At 44.5% G+C, this 17,340-nt stretch carries 18 protein-coding genes and 1 riboswitch; of the genes, 13 read left to right on the top strand and 5 right to left on the bottom strand.

The features are described 5' to 3' along the window. Nucleotides 1-227 precede the first annotated feature (227 nt). Complete coding sequence (locus HFV01_RS15225; protein WP_006669038.1) at nucleotides 228-653, top strand: helix-turn-helix domain-containing protein; 426 nt, start codon at nucleotides 228-230, stop codon at nucleotides 651-653. A 58-nt stretch (nucleotides 654-711) separates the two neighbouring features. Beyond that, on the top strand, nucleotides 712-1,710 hold the full coding sequence (locus tag HFV01_RS15220; RefSeq protein WP_006626046.1) for a cysteine hydrolase family protein: 999 nt from the start codon (nucleotides 712-714) through the stop codon (nucleotides 1,708-1,710). Here HFV01_RS15220 and HFV01_RS15215 read toward each other — a convergent pair. Together HFV01_RS15215 and HFV01_RS15210 are read right to left on the bottom strand one after the other, a co-directional pair. Continuing rightward, nucleotides 1,705-2,508, bottom strand: a complete 804-nt coding sequence (locus HFV01_RS15215) for a hypothetical protein (protein ID WP_006626045.1) — start codon at nucleotides 2,506-2,508, stop codon at nucleotides 1,705-1,707. The genes HFV01_RS15220 and HFV01_RS15215 overlap by 6 nt on opposite strands. A gap of 7 nt (nucleotides 2,509-2,515) precedes the next feature. After that, nucleotides 2,516-3,508: an aspartate carbamoyltransferase catalytic subunit gene (locus HFV01_RS15210; protein ID WP_006626044.1), complete on the bottom strand. Its 993-nt coding sequence runs from the start codon at nucleotides 3,506-3,508 to the stop codon at nucleotides 2,516-2,518. 120 nt (nucleotides 3,509-3,628) lie between these two features. Here HFV01_RS15210 and HFV01_RS15205 point away from each other — a divergent pair, with 120 nt between their 5' ends. The 5 genes from HFV01_RS15205 to HFV01_RS15185 all read left to right on the top strand — a co-directional run bounded on the left by HFV01_RS15205 (nucleotide 3,629) and on the right by HFV01_RS15185 (nucleotide 8,396). Next, on the top strand, nucleotides 3,629-4,171 hold the full coding sequence (locus HFV01_RS15205) for a hypothetical protein (RefSeq protein ID WP_006626043.1): 543 nt from the start codon (nucleotides 3,629-3,631) through the stop codon (nucleotides 4,169-4,171). Nucleotides 4,172-4,314: 143 nt separating this feature from the next. Further along, a complete protein-coding gene (locus tag HFV01_RS15200; protein WP_035760220.1) occupies nucleotides 4,315-5,748 on the top strand; it encodes a circularly permuted type 2 ATP-grasp protein in 1,434 nt (477 codons plus the stop codon). Between the two features lie 56 nt (nucleotides 5,749-5,804). After that, the gene (locus tag HFV01_RS15195) at nucleotides 5,805-6,785 is read left to right on the top strand and encodes an alpha-E domain-containing protein (RefSeq protein ID WP_006626041.1); all 981 of its coding nucleotides are present in this window, start codon (nucleotides 5,805-5,807) and stop codon (nucleotides 6,783-6,785) included. A 112-nt stretch (nucleotides 6,786-6,897) separates the two neighbouring features. After that, entirely contained in the window at nucleotides 6,898-7,743 is an 846-nt protein-coding gene (locus HFV01_RS15190) for a transglutaminase family protein (RefSeq protein WP_046321728.1), read from the top strand. Nucleotides 7,744-7,973: 230 nt separating this feature from the next. Beyond that, entirely contained in the window at nucleotides 7,974-8,396 is a 423-nt protein-coding gene (locus tag HFV01_RS15185; protein WP_006669035.1) for a response regulator, read from the top strand. An 18-nt stretch (nucleotides 8,397-8,414) separates the two neighbouring features. Here HFV01_RS15185 and HFV01_RS15180 read toward each other — a convergent pair whose 3' ends face one another. Beyond that, nucleotides 8,415-8,675 (bottom strand): hypothetical protein, encoded by a 261-nt coding sequence (locus HFV01_RS15180; RefSeq protein WP_006626038.1) that lies wholly within the window; start codon nucleotides 8,673-8,675, stop codon nucleotides 8,415-8,417. Beyond that, on the bottom strand, nucleotides 8,672-9,274 hold the full coding sequence (hisE, locus tag HFV01_RS15175) for a phosphoribosyl-ATP diphosphatase (protein WP_006669034.1): 603 nt from the start codon (nucleotides 9,272-9,274) through the stop codon (nucleotides 8,672-8,674). The genes HFV01_RS15180 and hisE overlap by 4 nt, the downstream gene beginning before the upstream one ends. Nucleotides 9,275-9,371: 97 nt before the next feature. On the opposite strand from hisE, the gene hemL reads away from it, so the two are divergent. Together hemL and HFV01_RS15165 are read left to right on the top strand one after the other, a co-directional pair. Next, a complete protein-coding gene (gene hemL, locus HFV01_RS15170; RefSeq protein WP_193520189.1) occupies nucleotides 9,372-10,670 on the top strand; it encodes a glutamate-1-semialdehyde 2,1-aminomutase in 1,299 nt (432 codons plus the stop codon). 122 nt (nucleotides 10,671-10,792) lie between these two features. Further along, the gene (locus HFV01_RS15165; protein WP_006669032.1) at nucleotides 10,793-11,548 is read left to right on the top strand and encodes a cobalt-precorrin-6A reductase; all 756 of its coding nucleotides are present in this window, start codon (nucleotides 10,793-10,795) and stop codon (nucleotides 11,546-11,548) included. 13 nt (nucleotides 11,549-11,561) lie between these two features. Here the strand turns inward: HFV01_RS15165 and cbiE are convergent, their stop codons facing one another. After that, nucleotides 11,562-12,788 (bottom strand): precorrin-6y C5,15-methyltransferase (decarboxylating) subunit CbiE, encoded by a 1,227-nt coding sequence (cbiE, locus tag HFV01_RS15160; protein WP_193520188.1) that lies wholly within the window; start codon nucleotides 12,786-12,788, stop codon nucleotides 11,562-11,564. Nucleotides 12,789-12,831: 43 nt separating this feature from the next. Further along, a riboswitch (adenosylcobalamin-variant (AdoCbl-variant) riboswitch) is annotated at nucleotides 12,832-12,915 on the top strand. An 11-nt stretch (nucleotides 12,916-12,926) separates the two neighbouring features. Here cbiE and cobG point away from each other — a divergent pair. Genes cobG through cobJ form a run of 4 tightly spaced genes read left to right on the top strand, consistent with a single transcriptional unit; the run spans nucleotide 12,927 to nucleotide 17,190 of the window. Further along, on the top strand, nucleotides 12,927-14,375 hold the full coding sequence (gene cobG / locus HFV01_RS15155) for a precorrin-3B synthase (protein WP_228116533.1): 1,449 nt from the start codon (nucleotides 12,927-12,929) through the stop codon (nucleotides 14,373-14,375). A 25-nt stretch (nucleotides 14,376-14,400) separates the two neighbouring features. Next, on the top strand, nucleotides 14,401-15,030 hold the full coding sequence (locus HFV01_RS15150; RefSeq protein ID WP_008050381.1) for a precorrin-8X methylmutase: 630 nt from the start codon (nucleotides 14,401-14,403) through the stop codon (nucleotides 15,028-15,030). After that, complete coding sequence (cobI, locus tag HFV01_RS15145) at nucleotides 15,027-15,731, top strand: precorrin-2 C(20)-methyltransferase (RefSeq protein ID WP_006626031.1); 705 nt, start codon at nucleotides 15,027-15,029, stop codon at nucleotides 15,729-15,731. Before HFV01_RS15150 ends, cobI begins: the two co-directional genes overlap by 4 nt. Nucleotides 15,732-15,762: 31 nt before the next feature. Next, nucleotides 15,763-17,190, top strand: coding sequence for a precorrin-3B C(17)-methyltransferase (gene cobJ / locus HFV01_RS15140; RefSeq protein ID WP_193520187.1), 1,428 nt, complete (start codon nucleotides 15,763-15,765; stop codon nucleotides 17,188-17,190). Nucleotides 17,191-17,340 lie beyond the last annotated feature (150 nt).

The following is a 17,340-nucleotide window of genomic DNA, read 5'->3' as shown; positions in this document are numbered from 1 at the left end:
TGGGTAATTTTATTAATCAGTTGATTATCTTGGTAAGCTGGGTTTAAATGGTAGGGCAATTATTAATCATTAGCCTTAGTGAAAATTGAGGGAGGATTGAATATTCAGTATATTTGATCACTGTTTATAGCTGGGTCTAAGTGATTTTTAATGCGATCGAATATTTATTTTTAGCAAATCATCATCAAGATTAATTGGATTGGCTTGCATAGCCTGGAGTGATTGAGATGAAATACCGTCAATTGGAAATCCAAGAAACGCTCGAAGACCTGAATTGTTTAATGTCTCAAACCATAGCAACTGAGGGGTTTGCGAAAGTTAAAGCACTTTATCTGCTCAAGTCTAATAAGGTTAGTAGTATTACTAAATTAGCGGTAGTATTAGGGGTGAACCGAATTACGATCCATCGCTGGTTAAATCGCTATAAACAAGGTGGAATAGATCGTTTAATTTTTAATGAATATAAAAAAGGACGTAGGCAAAAAATTCCCCCGGATGCGTTACAGGAACTCAAGTATAAGCTGACTCGCCAAGACTCTGGCTTTAAAACTTATTGTGATGTCCAAAGCTGGCTACAAGAAAAATATGGGTTACAAGTCTCATATAATGTGGTTTATGCTACTATTAGATATAGGCTCAATATGCAAATTTAGTCTGGCTAAATTGTGGAGAGCTGAAACTGGCAGTGCGGGCTTATCCTAGGGGGCTTTCATGAACAAATTGCCGATTCCGGTTTTCTTTGATAGTCATAAACTTGAGGAAGTGTGGAAAGTACCCTATCAGCAGCGGGAGAGAGAGGCACGGCTTTGGGCCAAAGAACATGACATTCAACCGGCAGCTAGGGATACTAAACGAATCGGTTTATTACTAATTGATGTTCAGAATACATTTTGTATTCCCGGATTTGAGTTATTTGTGAGGGGTGCGCTACAAGATAATCAACGATTATGTGAGTTTATTTATCGCCATTTGGGGAGGATTACTGAAATTATAGCCACCCTAGATACTCACACTGCTATGCAGATTTTTCATCCGATTTTTTGGGTGAATGATAGTGGTGAATATCCCGAACCGGGAAGGACTATTACTGATGAGGATATCGCTAAAGGTCGATGGCGGGTTAATCCAACGATCGCCCCAAATTTTAGGGGTTGGGATGAACAAACTTTAGCACAACACGCCCGCTATTATACCCATCAATTGACGGAAGGGGGGCGCTATCCTCTCACGATTTGGCCCTATCATGGTATGGTGGGCGGTATTAGTCATGCTTTAGTTTCAGGAGTAGAAGAAGCCCTATTTTTTCATAATATCGCCCGTTACAGTCAAACTCACCTAGAATTCAAAGGTCAACATCCCCTCACGGAAAATTATTCGGTTCTAAAGCCAGAGGTTTTAGTAGCTAGTAATGGCGTGAGTATTGGGAACAAAAATCAGGGACTAATTGAGAAACTGCTGAACTTTGATCTGCTATTTATTGCGGGTCAAGCTAAGAGTCACTGTGTCGCCTGGACTGTGGAGGATTTACTGACAGAAATTCAACATCGCGATCGCACTTTAGCGCAACGGGTTTATGTGTTAGAAGATTGTACTTCTCCGGTAATAGTTCCAGGTGTAGTCGATTTCACAGAAGCCGCAGAAGCCGCATTTCAAAGGTTTTCTGCCGCCGGAATTAATCTAGTTAAATCCACCGATGCGATCGCCTTATAATGGTTGTGCGGTAATAGCTTCCCAGAAGTGGAGGGAGAAGGCTTGAGGAGTAGCTGTAACCCGCATTTTTTGACCCCAACTGTAAACTTGAAAATCAATTAATTGGGGAGAATTAGTATCAGTGAAATCCATAGCACTGACCACCGCCACCCAATGACTAGGATAAGGTATTAAAGGCGGCTTATTTTTGAGTAAAGCCTCAGCATTTATCAAAGCCAACACCACCCCACCTTGGTCTAAAACAGCAGTGGCATTTTCCATAGCTTGGAGATGACCAAATAAATAAGGTTTGGTGAAATTAACATCAGCAAAGCCGAGAAGTTCCTGAGTCCATCCCACAATTTCCCAGGGCTTAGTAATTCCCGCCAAGTTACGGAGAATATCCGGCGCATTAGGCTCAATAGGAAGCCATAAATTTTGAGATTCTCGCAGGGTAGAAAGTAGCATCCAATCAGCTTGAGGCATCAGAAAGTTGCCGTGGGTATTTCGCAGACGTTCCGAGGCAGAAATCCAGGTATTTTTGAGGGTATGAAAGCCGCCGAGTTGAAACAAGTTACGGCAAATTTTGACATATTGTTGGGGGTGATGTCTAATCAGTTCAAAAATAATCACCGCCGGACCACAAAAAGGCTGTCCTCCCTGACTGAGACTAAAGGGGTTTTGAAGGCGCGATCGCATTTCACTAATCACCTGTTCCCGATCCAAGCCTAGCCAGACCCCAGGAACAGGAGAGGCCTCAAATTGAGCGATCGCATCCATAGCCATTTGTAACTGTTGAGGGTCTGGAAATACCTGCACCCGTCGTCTATCCTCCCTTACCGACACCAATCAAATATAATAAAGCCATCCTGACCGCAATACCGTTAGTAACTTGCTGAGAAATCAAACTGCGATCGGGATTATCCATCAACTCCGAACTAATTTCCACACCGCGATTAACCGGACCGGGATGGAGAATTTTGACATCAGGACGACATAACTTTAAGCGTTCTGTAGTCATCCCATAGAGTTGATGATACTCTCGCAGACTCGGCAATAAATAATTAGTCATCCGTTCTTTTTGCAAGCGCAAAGTCATGACAAAATCAGCATCAGCCAGAGCCTCATCTAAACTCCAATGTAAAAACAATTTTCCCGGGCGATCGCTACCCAACCCCGCAAACCATTTAGGTAGCAAAGTCGGCGGACCAGCTAAATGCAACTCCATTTCCGTAGCCGTCAAACTCCAGATATTAGACCGCGCCACCCGAGAATGCAAAATATCCCCAACCACCGCAATTTTCTTACCCCGCAATAAATCCAGGCGGGGATTTTCCGGGTCAAAAACCCGACAAATAGTAAACAAATCCAATAATCCCTGGGATGGGTGTTCATGTTGACCATCTCCCGCATTCAAAATCGCCACCTGAGTATTAAGGCGATCCATCTCCGAGGCGATCGCCAAAGGAACCCCCGCTTCACGATGTCGGATCACCATCATATCCGTTCCCATAGCCAAATAAGTTTTAGCCGTATCCAAGATAGTTTCACCCTTAGTCAGCGAAGAAGTCCCCGGCGCAAAATTCAACGTATCCGCCGACAGACGTTTCGCCGCCAATTCAAAACTATTGCGAGTCCGGGTCGAAGGTTCAAAGAACAAATTAGCCACCACCTGACCCTGTAAAGCCGGGACTTTTTTAGTCCTACGTCCGAGAACCTCCCGGAAACTAGCAGCAGTTTGCAAAACCGTATCATATTCAGCAGCAGTGAAATCAGCCAGAGATAGGATATGTCGGCGATTCCAGTTTGTCGTAACCATTTAGCCTCATTCAAGAAATATTTATCGATCGCGCCGGAGAACGGGGACAGGTGACTGCTATTCGGAGTCAAGCCTTTTAGCCTTGAATGATTAACTATACCCCATACCCATATACCAGCCATGATTAGTATCCAACATTTGTTACCCCCTGTTTTGACTACAGTGATGATTGTCGCCTTGACAAGCTGTAGTGTCCCCGTTGAGGAAAGTTCCGAAACCCCCATCAACCAACCCGACCCCCAAACCAGCAGCGCCCAAAGCAAACCAGAAACCCCTCCCGTGCCGCCGCCCCTAAAAGAACCCACCGTCCCCACAGCAAACACTATCCCAGTCACCCTTTATCAAGCCGACAGCACCTGTCAAAACCTAGTACCAAGAAGCATTACACTTCCGGCGGAACAGTCCCTAGAATTGGCAGTCAAGCAGGTTTTAGACAACCAGGAATCCGCCGACTTTTCCTTGGGGTATCGAATTATCCGCCATCAGCATACCATCACCATAGATTTTCGGGTTCCCAGCAATAGCCCCCGCGTGTTTACCTCCCTGTCCTCCTGTGAACAACTAGCGCTGTTCGGTAGTTTACGCCAAACCCTAACTAGCAACCCCGTTTGGCAAATCCAACAAGTCCACTTTACCAATAGGGGCCAGGAAATTGTACTGTAACTGTGACCCGTTGTATGGTATAATTGGATCCGACAAAAAACACCACTAACTTGGGGTTAACCAGTTGGTATCATTAACTACAGTTCCCGGACGGACTCAGCCCCTTATCATCAGAGGTGTTAGAGCAGTTGGGGCTACAATTTGTGCTATTTGATTCTTACGATCCAGGTGATTTCTACGATGAACTATTTGCCTCTCCAGGGGAACCGAGACCCGAAGGCAAACTGTTAATAGATAGGCTTAATTCCCTGTCCCCAGAAGAAATTAGGATGCGACAACAGGCGGCGAAAACCGCCATGATGAAACTAGGGGCAACGTTTAACGTTTATAGCGATAGTGAGGGGACCGAGAGGATTTTGCCCTTTGATATGATTCCTCGTATTGTTTCCGCGCAGGAATGGGCGTATTTAGAACGAGGACTAATCCAGAGAATTCAGGCTCTCAATTTGTTTATATCTGACATTTACAGTGATCAGAAAATAGTCAAAGATGGTGTGATTCCTGAAGATTTGATTAACTCATCTAAAGGCTTTCTTAAACCCTGTATGGGAATTGAAGCCCCTAAAAATATTTGGTGTCATATCACGGGGACGGATTTAGTACGCGATCGCGATGGTCAATGGTATGTTTTAGAAGATAACCTACGCTGTCCCTCTGGGGTTTCCTATGTTCTGGAAAACCGCCGGGTAATGAAAAGCACCTTTCCCCAAATCTTCGCTACCCTAGGGATTCAACCCGTTGATGAATATCCCAGTCATCTCCTAGATACCCTGCTGAATTTAGCCCCTTCCCACATCGATGACCCGACCGTGGTGGTTCTGACTCCGGGGATTTATAATTCTGCCTATTTTGAACATTCTTTCCTCGCCCAACAAATGGGAGTAGAATTGGTGGAAGGACGGGATTTGGTGATAGCAGATGGTTATGTGCAAATGCGAACCACAAAAGGTTTACGGCGGGTTGATGTCATTTACCGCCGCATTGATGATACCTTTATTGACCCCCTGACCTTTAATCCTGAATCACTTTTAGGAGTTCCTGGTATCACTGAGGTCTATCGCAATGGTCGCGTCGCGCTGGCTAATGCTTTGGGTACCGGTGTCGCTGATGATAAGGTAATTTATGCCTATGTCCCCCAGATGATTCGCTACTATCTGGGAGAAGATCAGATTTTGGCTAATGTTCCTACTTACCTATGTTGGGAACCTCAGCAACTTGAATATGTGGTGGCTAACCTTGATAAATTAGTCGTTAAAGCCGCTAACGAAGCTGGTGGCTATGGGATGCTAGTTGGGACTCAAGCCACAGAAGAAGAACGACTAGAGTTTGCTGGACGCATTAAGGCGAACCCCCGCAATTATATCGCTCAACCTACCCTTTCTTTATCCCGCGTTCCTACCCTGCTAGGCGATAGCTTTGAGGGATGTCATGTCGATTTACGACCCTATATCCTTTACGGTCCTCAAGGGGTTTATGTTCATCCAGGCGGCTTGACCCGCGTGGCTATGAAAAAAGGTTCTTTGGTGGTGAACTCTTCCCAAGGGGGCGGCAGTAAGGATACTTGGGTTTTATTCTAATCTTGGCGGTAACTTTGTTAGCCACAATTGTCGTTACATTTTGAGTCGAAAAAACTATGCTCAGTCGTGTTGCTGATTCTATCTATTGGCTGAATTGCTATATAGAAAGGGCCGAAAATATTGCCCGGTTTGTTGATGTTAACCAAAATTTGTTGTTGGATTCTCCCTCGGGAATGAAGCAACAATGGCGACCTTTGGTGTTAACTACTGGGGATTTAGAACTGTTTAAAGAACGCTACGGAGAGGCGACCGCTGAAAATGTGATTCAATTCCTGACTTTTGATAATCAGTATCCTAACTCGATTTTATCTTGTCTGCGGTTGGCGCGACAAAATGCGCGCTCTGTCCGGGAAATTATTTCCTCGGAAATGTGGGAACAGGTCAATGAGTTCTATATGATGGTGCGCGATGCTGCTATGGGAGATAGTTCCTATTATTTGCCAGAGTTTTTTAATCAGGTGAAGCAGCAAGCCCATTTATTTGCTGGGGTTATGGATGCGACTATGACTCACAATGAGGGCTGGCATTTTGGACGTATGGCCAGAATGCTAGAAAGGGCTGATAAAACTTCTCGGATTCTGGATGTTAAGTATTTTATTTTGCTGCCTTCTGTGGAGGATGTCGGAACTACATTAGATGAAATTCAGTGGATCGCTTTGCTGAAATCTGCTAGTGCTTATGAGATGTATCGTAAACGCAGACAACACCGGATTACCCCTTTTGGTGTGGTAGAATTTTTGATTTTGGATCGGGAATTTCCGCGCTCGATTCAGTATTGCATACTACAGGCAGAGCGATCGCTTCAACATATTACCGGAACTAGACCGGGAACTTGGAAAAATCCTGTAGACCTGGAGTTGGGACGTTTGCGATCGGAGTTGGACTATATCATGATTGATGAGATTATGAATCGAGGATTACATGAATTTCTCGATAATTTGCAAACCCGGGTTAATGGGATTCAAGAGAGAATGTTTGAAACATTTTTTGCCCTGGAACCTATACCGGAGACAGTCAGTCAAAGTCAAGTAGGTTGACATTGACATAAGTATTCCTCTCTCCTTCCCCACCTATTCCTACTAACTGGTAGGTGGGGTGCGGCTGTACCTCGTCAGCCCTATTGCTCGTTGAAATACCCCGGACACAGTGATGATTTATCAGATTGCTCATACCACTACATACACTTATACTAAGTATGTAGAATTAACCCCCCATATCGTCAGGTTACGACCCCGTTCAGATGCCTTTCAGACTCTACAGGATTTTGCTATTGATGTGGTTCCCGAACCTAAAGGAATTTCGGCAATTGTTGACCTCAATGGTAATGATGTCCTGAAATTGTGGTTTGATGAACCGACGAAAGAATTAAAGATTAAAGTCAGTTCCCAAGTAGAAACTCATTGTCATAACCCCTTTAACTATTTGCTGGAACCTTGGGCGATGAAATTGCCGATCGCTGACTATCCCGCACCGATTTTAAGGCATTTACAGCCTTATATAGAAGGCAGAGTTGACCCGGCGGCTGTGCAATTGGCCCAAGAAATTTGGCATGGTTCCCGGGGGGAGATTCTCACGTTTTTAAGTGATTTAAATCAACGCATTTATCGGACTTGTCGCTATACTATTCGGGAAACTGGGGCGGCTTTCCCCCCTGGGATTACTTGGAGACAGCAAGCGGGTTCCTGTCGAGATCTGACGGTTTTGTTTATGGAGGCTTGTCGGGCCATGGGTTTGGCCACTCGGTTTGTTAGTGGCTACCAGGAAGGGGACCTAAATAATAGCGATCGCCATCTTCACGCCTGGGCTGAGGTTTATCTTCCGGGGGGGGGATGGCGGGGTTATGACCCGACTCAGAATTTAGCTATCAGCGATCGCAATATCGCCCTGGTTTCTAGTGCTATTCCTGAATATGCTAGTCCCATAAACGGCAGTTTTCGAGGGCGAGGAGCATATTCTCAGATGAAATATGATTTATCCATTGAAAAACTCTGTTGATTAAGTATCTTAGCGGTCACATCAACAACCGATACCACTGCTATACTAGATAAGGAATTCAATTGTCCTGAACTTTTCCATCCTTTTCGCCTCTAAATGGGCATCAGATACCATAGCCATCACCTGAAAATCCTGAACTTATTGCGATCGACAGAATCAGTGGAATAGAAGATGCTAATCATATAGCCTGTATGTTGAGTCACTATAATTCTGCAAATGAGGGTGAAAATATGAAAACTGTTTTAGTAGTTGAAGATAATCCGATTAATTGGCAGATATTTAAAAGAATTATCACCCGTAAAGGTGGGATGCTTGCCTGTCATACTGAGGATGTGGAAACTGTGATCAATATGGCAACCTCTAAACAAGCTGATCTGATTTTGATGGATATTTATCTAAACAATAGTTATTATGAGGGTCAACCCATTGATGGCATTAAAATTACCCAAATGCTCAAAGCTAATCCTGAAACTGCTAATTTACCAGTGATTTTGGTGACCGCCCAAGGGGATGAAAGCGATCGCGAATATTTCTTAGCCCAAAGTGGCGCTGATGGTTACATCCCCAAACCTATTATAGATCATCAAGCCTTTATTGACCAAATTAAAGCCAAAATCGCGGGGGATGTCCTAGCCGAAAATGACCCCAAATAGAGGTCGCCAAATACTCCATTAATCCACCTGTTGAGCATTACGAATAGCCGTATCCGGTAAAATGCTAGGGGGTGGAGAAATCTCGATCGCCTGTATATTTTCCATGGGAATTACTAACAAACGATCCTCCAACTCTATAATAATTTCATGGGAACCCAAAATCTGTTGCAGAGGACTGACAGCGCTACCCTGCAAAGTTTGCTGAGGCATAAACTCAAACTCGTAGGACTCCCCATTAATATAATGAACCGTTAAGGAAATCGGAGTTAATTTACTCATTGACGACGTGCTTCTAACTGTTCATAAACTTTCCGTAAATCCACCTGATGATAAGCCAGAGCCACCAGGGAATGATAAAATAAATCGGCTACTTCTGAGGCGATCGCCTGCGGCTCATCATCCTTACAAGCCATAACTACTTCCGCCGCCTCTTCTCCGATTTTCTTGAGAATCTTATTATCTCCCCCGGCGAATAACTGACAGGTATAGGATTGGGAATTTGGATGATCTCGGCGATCGCAAATTACCCGAAACAAACCCGCCAAGGTATGTCCACCAGAGCCATTTAACTCCGAGGGACAATAGGCAACCCCAGCCACCAGAAAATTGCCCCGGTAGTCATAGCTAATGGACTCCAGTATAATATCAGGATGCCAAAGTTCAATCTGTGACTGTTGAACCCACCACAGTTGTTGAGTCGCGAGGGTTTTCTGTAGTGCTTCCCGGTTCATCGACCCCAAAGCCAAAACCCCACCATTTAAGATATCCTGAATGGCGATCGCTACCAGGCCCTGATCATCGTAACGAATTTTATCAATATCAATCAGATTCCCCAATTCTGGGGGTTTCCCGGCTGCCATAACTCCACTAAATGTCATAAAAAACACCACTACTGTTTAGAATATCATTTTGTGTCTCACCGTTAGCAAATTTGGCACCACAGCATCCAAACATATTAAGCATAAGGAGATTAAAGTGGTAAGCACCCCATTAAAAACAACAAAATCTGAGGAAATCTTTAGCGCCGCCCAAAAAATCATGCCAGGGGGGGTTAGCTCCCCAGTGCGTGCATTCAAATCCGTTGGCGGTCAACCCATAGTTTTCGATCGCGTCAAAGGAGCATACGTTTGGGACGTTGACGGGAACCAATATATTGACTATGTTGGCACTTGGGGGCCAGCTATTTGCGGTCATGCTCACCCAGAAGTAATCGCCGCTCTCCACGAAGCGCTAGAAAAAGGGACCAGTTTCGGCGCACCCTGCGCTCTAGAAAACGTTTTAGCGGAAATGGTGATCGACGCTGTTCCCAGCATCGAAATGGTAAGGTTTGTTAACTCTGGTACGGAAGCCTGTATGTCCGTACTGCGACTAATGCGAGCCTTTACGGGTCGCGAAAAAATCATCAAATTTGAGGGCTGCTACCACGGCCACGCGGATATGTTCCTAGTCAAAGCCGGATCGGGTGTGGCGACTCTCGGCTTACCCGATTCTCCCGGCGTACCTAAAAATGTGACTGTAAACACTCTCACCGCCCCCTACAATGACCTAGAAGCGGTCAAAAAACTATTTTCGGAAAATCCAGGTCAAATCGCAGGTATCATCCTAGAAGCCGTTGTAGGCAACTCTGGCTTTATTCCTCCTGATGCGGGTTTCCTGGAAGGTTTGCGGATGCTGACCGAGGAAAATGGCGCTTTACTGGTATTTGATGAGGTGATGACTGGCTTCCGCATTGCTTACGGTGGCGCTCAAGAAAAATTTGGTGTTACCCCAGATTTAACTACTTTGGGTAAAATTATCGGTGGTGGCTTACCTGTGGGAGCCTATGGCGGTCGTCAGGATATTATGGCTATGGTCGCGCCAGCAGGTCCTATGTACCAAGCGGGAACCCTATCAGGAAATCCCCTAGCCATGACGGCGGGAATTAAGACTCTGGAACTATTGCAAAAGCCGGGGACTTATGAATATCTCGACCAAATTACCAAAAAGCTGAGTAATGGCTTATTGGAAATTGCTAAAGAAACAGGTCATGCAGCCTGTGGTGGGCAAATTAGCGCGATGTTTGGGTTCTTTTTTACGGAGGGACCTGTTCATAATTATGATCATGCTAAAAAGTCGGATTTGGCGAAGTTTGGTCGCTTCCATCGAGGTATGTTAGAACGGGGTATTTATTTGGCTCCTTCACAATTTGAGGCTGGTTTTACTTCTTTTGTGCATACTGAGGAAGATATTGATCAAACTCTGGCGGCGGCGCGGGAAGTTTTATCTGGTCTGTAGATAATTCTGACAGTCAAGAACTGGGTTTTTTATGGAATTGATGGTTAAGTCTGTCTGGAATTCCCATAGAAAACCTGGTTTTTGCTGGGGTTTATCGGGCTAATCTTAACCTATTAATTTGGATGAGTAATTACTGTAAAAAAATCTTGATTTTGGGAGGAACGGCGGAAGCGACAGCCCTATATGATAGGGTTCAAACTATGGCGAATATAGAGGCGATCGCTTCTTTTGCGGGTCGCACTCAACAGCCAGTTACCCCGAAAGACCCGGCGGCTTTTCGGATTGGGGGTTTTGGCGGTGTTCAGGGTTTAATCGACTATTTAAAACAACAAAAAATTGATATTTTAATTGATGTTACCCACCCCTTTGCTGCCCAAATTTCTGACCATGCGGCTATAGCAGCTAATGAATGTGGAATTAAACGGTTAATGGTTGTCCGTCCGGCTTGGGAAAAAGTCCCCGGCGATAACTGGGTTGAGGTGGATAGTCACTCACAGGCTACTATGGTTTTATCAGGGTTAGCTGAACGGGTATTTTTAACTATTGGTCGTCAGGAACTTTCCGCCTATGCTGAACTAAAAGATATCTGGTTTTTAATGCGGATGATTGACCCACCTCAGCCGAATTTACCTATACCTAGGGGGGAATTATTGTTACAAAGGGGGCCGTTTTCGGTGGTAGATGAACTGTCAATTTTACGGGAATATCAACTGGGTGCAATTGTTAGTAAAAATAGCGGCGGTGATGCTACCTACGCCAAAATTGTGGCGGCGCGAGAGTTGAAATTACCTGTGGTTATGGTGCAACGTCCTCCCATTCCTATGGGGGAAACAGTGGCTGATATTGAGTCGGCGATCGCTTGGTTACACCAACAATAAACCGCCTTTTTAGTTATGGTTTCAGCACTGACCATTGAGTGACAGTAGCTAAGGGTTTCCAGCCTAAAAAATTGCCAATGGCTGCAGTTCTTTCAATGCCAATTCGGGTAAGTTCACCCCCGAATTTATTATGCCATTGTAACAGAAGTAACTCACTCTCAACTGTGACTGTATTAGCCACTAGACGACCTCCCGATCGCAATTTTTTCCAACAGGTTTCTAATAGACCTGGGGTGGTAATACCACCACCAATAAAAATGGCATCAGGGGAAGGTAAATTAATTAATGATTCGGGTGCTTTTCCGGCTATTATTTGCAGGTCTGGAGTCCCTAAAGCTGTGGCATTATCAGCAATATATTCTAAGCGTCTGGGATGCTGTTCTATGGCGATACTTTGACAACGGCGATCGCTTCTCATCCACTCAATACCAATGGACCCACAACCTGCACCGACATCCCATAAAAGTTGTCCCGGTAGGGGAGATAATCGACTGAGAGTAATCGCTCGGACCTCCTGTTTAGTTAACTGTCCGTCGTGGTGGTAGGCGCTGTCAGGAAGTCCCGGGAAACTAGGGGAAAAGTTAACGGGATTAGAACTAATACACTCTACGGCGATCGCATTTAAATCAGCCACTTCGTCAACATCCCAAGAGGAAGCGATACCCGAAATTTGTCTCTCTTTTTTGCCTCCCAAATGTTCCAACACCACGATTAAACTATCACCAAATCCTTGATGTGTTAGGAGTTCAGCCACGGCGGCGGGAGTGCGACGATTAGCACTTAAAATTAACAGATGCGCACCCCCATAAATTACCCGATTTAATAAAGCCAGGGGACGACCACATAAACTCAGGGTTTCTACATCGGTTACAGACCAACCCAAACGACTACAAATTAGGCTAAATGTAGAGGGAGAAGGAATTATAGTAATTTCCTCAAGGGGTAGGCGACGGGTAAGGGTAACGCCAATACCATACCACATCGGATCGCCACTAGCTAAAACACAGACGGGTTGACCACGGCGGCGGATAATTTCTGCGATCGACTCATCCAGAGGAGAAGTCCAGAGGAGTTTTTCTCGTTTATCCTCCGGGGGTAACATTGCTAAATGACGTTGACCACCGACAACTACTGAAGCCATAGATAAAAGCGATCGCGCCGTGGCGCTTAACCCTTCTAACCCATCTTCCCCAATTCCTACAATTGATAACCATTTGTGGGAAAAATCCCTGCTGACCATGATTTATAGTTAAAATACCAGTATTCATGATATAGTATTTGGGCTTGTAGTTGGGAAAGTTCGGTGAGATTCCGACACTGTGCCGCAACTGTAATACAATTTTCTGAGTCAGAATGCCAACTACAAGTTATTGATGAGTTGTCAAAATCAGCTAATTTTGCGGCTCATTCTCTGCGTCGCATGGAGAAACAAATCACCATGAATTGGTTAGTTAAAGCAAATGTTTGTCCGGGTCTATTTTATGGAACCCACGCCCAGGATGGTTTTTTAATCCGCATTCGGACTCCGGGCGGATTAATTAATAGTAAACAGGGTAAATTATTGGGTTATTTATTAACGGAGTGGGGAGGGACGCTACAAGTAACTAATCGCGCTAATTTACAAATTCGGGGAGTGCAAAAACCACCAACTAGCGCCGTTTTTGAGATGCTGCAAAAATTAAATTTAGCTGCTCAAAATCCCCACATAGACCACCTACGCAATATTATGGGTAGTCCGACGGCGGGAATTGATAGCCAGGAGTTAATTGATACTAGTCCCCTGATTAAAGCCCTGGATAATCTGATTCAAAATCACCCGTTAATTGGCGAACTTAGTCCTAAGTTTAGCATCGGAGTTGATGGGGGGGGGACTGTGGGAATTGGTATCCGTTCTCCGGTGGCTTGGGAACATCGATATAATGAGATTCAGCTTAATGCGATCTCGGTAGATGATGGGAATAATAGCATTAATTTTCAGTTGGCGATCGCCGGAGATAAAAAGCTATATAATACCCAACTTGTCATCACGCCAGAACAATGTTTATCTGTAGTCGCTACCCTTATTAATGTCTATGGGGAGTATGTCCGAAACAACCCCTTAGATACCGGGAAAAAGCCTCGGATGAAACAGCTAATTGACCATCTAGGATTAGATACATATATCCAGCAAGTCAACAGCCAACTAACCCAGCCCTTGCCGATATTGTCCGCTGAACCTACCCCCAGCCAACCCTATCATCATTTAGGAATTTATCCCCAAAAAAACGCCGAATTGTGTTATATTGGGATATCATTACACCTAGGACAAATTAATGCACAACAATGGTTAGGATTAGTAGAACTTTCAGAAACCTTTGGTAATGCCGAGTTAAGATTAACCCCTTGGCAAACAATTATAATGCCAGATATTCCCCATCAACAAATCAGCCAATTATTGCCGAAACTATCTTTATTAGGCTTCGCGGAAATTGAGTCAAATCAAGTGGCGATCGCTGCTTGTGGTGGTAAGCCTGGCTGTGCCGCATCACTTACCCACACTCAAACTCACGCTTCCCAATTAGCAGAATATCTCCACCAGCGATTAAATTTAGATACTCCTATTAATATTCATGTAACTGGTTGCCCTAAATTTTGCGCTCAACCCAGTCCCGCAGAAATCACCCTTTTAGGGCATACAATTAATCAAAATGGGAAAACTATCGAAGGCTACCAAGTGTATCTTGGGGATGGTGAACAATCCTTAAAACAAAAAATTTTTGAGGGAGTATTTACCGAAATACCCGAATTTTTAGCTAATTTTTTGACCCAAAATCGCCCACTTAATTAATCACTAATTACCTGCAAATTTGCTGATGATAGACTACCTGCGTGACGGCAACCAAATATATCAGAAATCCTTTGGAATAATTCGGGATGAAACCAACTTTCAAGGTTTATCAGATGATTTATCTCATGTAGCAGTTAGGTTAATTCATGCCTGCGGAATGACGGATATTGTCGGAGATTTACAAGCCTCAGAAAATGCCGTTAAAGTCGGACGGGAGGCACTACAACAGGGAAAAGCCATCTTTTGTGATGCCATGATGGTGGCTAGGGGAATTACTAAAAAACGCTTACCTAAAAATAACCCGATTATTTGTACCCTAAATCATCCAGATGTCCCTAATATCGCTCGCCAGATTAATAATACTCGGTCGGCGGCAGCATTGGAGTTATGGGGGGATAATTTACAAGGCGCAGTGGTAGCCATTGGTAATGCACCGACTGCCCTCTTTCACCTGCTGGAAATGTTGGATGATGGTTTAGTGAAACCTGCACTGATTTTAGGGTTTCCGGTCGGCTTTGTCGGCGCGGCAGAGTCGAAACTTGAATTGGCATCTAATAGCCGTGGTATTCCATTTATGACACTCCATGGGCGGCGCGGTGGGAGTGCGATCGCAGCGGCGGCAGTAAATGCGTTAGCAAAGGAAAATGAATTATGACTAAATTAGGGCGACTTTATGGGTTGGGAATTGGTCCGGGAGATCCGGAATTACTAACTTTAAAAGCACATCGTATTTTAACAACTGTTCCCGTCATTGCCTATCCCAGTTTGGAAAATGGCAAGGTTTTAGCTAGGGCGATCGTCGCCGATTTTATCTCCCCTGATCAGATCGAAATTCCTATCCCCCTACCCTTTAGTGTGCAGCGATCGTCACAGCCTTATTATGATATCGGGGCGGAAAAAATTGCCGAACATCTCAGCCAGGGGAAAGATGTGGCGGTTTTGTGTCTGGGAGATCCGATGCTTTATGGTACGTTTATGTACATTTTTAATCGCTTATCAGGGCGGTTTTCAATTGAGGTCATACCTGGGATTTCTTCAGTGATGGCTAGTGCGGCTATGTTGGGAGTACCGATAACTTATCGCAATGATGTCTTTACCATTCTTCCGGCTACATTAGAGGCGGATATATTACGCGATCGCCTCTCGGTAGCTGATGCAGCCGCCATTATGAAATTAGGTCGGCATTTTGCTAAAGTTTATCAAATTTTGGCAGATTTAGGACTACTACAAAGGGCTTTATATATCGAACGCGCTACTTGGAAAAATCAGGCAATTATCCCCATTACAGAAGTTGACCATAACTCAGTTACCTACTGGTCATTAATTTTAGTACCTAGTCATAACCTGCCCAAATAACCCCGAATTAACCCTTAATTCCCCCTAAGTTATGAACCAACCAGCCATTATTGTTTTAACCGAAAATAGTCTTGATGTGGCTAAGAACATCCAAAAAGCCCTAGGTAATGGGATTATCTATGGTTCCCCAAAACGCACCCAGTCGGCTGATTTAACCTATGATAATTTTGGGGATACCGTGCGGGAACTCTTCCAAACAGGAACCCCCATTATTGGCATTTGTGCGGCGGGGATTTTAATTCGCACTTTAGCACCATTATTAATCAATAAATGGCAGGAACCTCCCGTTTTAGCTGTGGCTGAAGATGGTAGCGCCGTCGTGCCACTTTTAGGGGGTTTACAAGGGGTTAATGATTTGGCGCGTAAAATTGCCCAATTCTTGCAGGTTTCTCCAGCTATTACCACCACAGGAGAAATTAGATTTAAAACGGCTTTATTATCTCCCCCCAAGGGTTATCAATTGATTAATCCTGATGATGCCAAAACCTTTATTTCCGATTTGTTGGCGGGAGAACAAGTTAAATTGCTCGGAGATGCACCCTGGTTACAAAATAGTAAATTGCCCTTTGATGAACAGGGAAAATTGACTATTGAAATCGTAGATAAAGCAGATATAGACACTCTTCAGCCTAGGGGCGATCGCTTAATTTATCAGTTAGAGAGTTCACCAGAAATCACCGGTAAATTAGCCATAATTGGCACCGGACCCGGAAGCCATGATTGGCTATCTCCCCAAGTTCGCGAGGTCTTAGAAAATGCTAGTGATTGGGTAGGTTATAAAACCTATTTAGACCTAGTTGAATTTTTAAGAAAACCCGAAATTATCCGCCATGAATCTGATAATAGGGTAGAATTAAAGAGGGCGGAGACTGCCTTAAATTTAGCCGCTAAAGGGCGTTCAGTGGTGCTAATTTCTTCCGGCGATCCAGGCATTTACGCCATGGCTTCAGCGGTATTTGAAGTATTAGAAACCAAAGCCAAACCAGAATGGGAGGCGATCGCTATCCAGGTCTGTCCAGGTATTTCCGCCATGCAAGCCGCCGCCGCCAGAGTTGGCGCACCATTAGGACACGATTTCTGCGTCATTTCCCTATCAGATATTCTCAAACCCTGGGATGTCATTATCAACCGCATTGAATTAGCCGCCAAAGCCGATTTAGCCATGGCATTTTATAACCCTGTTTCTCAACAAAGAACCTGGCAACTTGACCAAGCAAAACAGATATTATTAAAGTGGAGGTCTCCCCAAACTCCCATTATCTTAGCCCGAAATTTAGGCAGAAAAGGAGAAACCGTCACCGTCAAAATACTCGAACAATTAACCGCTCAAGATGCCGATATGCGAACCATAATTTTAATTGGAAACAGCCAAACTCGCATCATTAACCAAAACCAAAACCAGCAGTGGATTTACACCCCACGCCATTATCCCTCTCTCCCCAAAGGGCGAGTTTATTAATCCTCCGGTTGGGAAACGAGAAACTAGCAGAACCCCCCGACAATTAACAATTATTAATTAATCACTGGCTGGGGGCGAGTTTATTAATCCTCCGGTGGCGAGACGAGAAACTGGCAGAACCCGCCCCTACAATTATCAATTATTAATTAA

It is taken from the genome of Limnospira fusiformis SAG 85.79, from assembly GCF_012516315.1.
GTDB lineage: Bacteria > Cyanobacteriota > Cyanobacteriia > Cyanobacteriales > Microcoleaceae > Limnospira > Limnospira fusiformis.
Note: the sequence above shows the minus strand (reverse complement) of the source record. Positions and strands in the feature narration are given on the sequence as shown.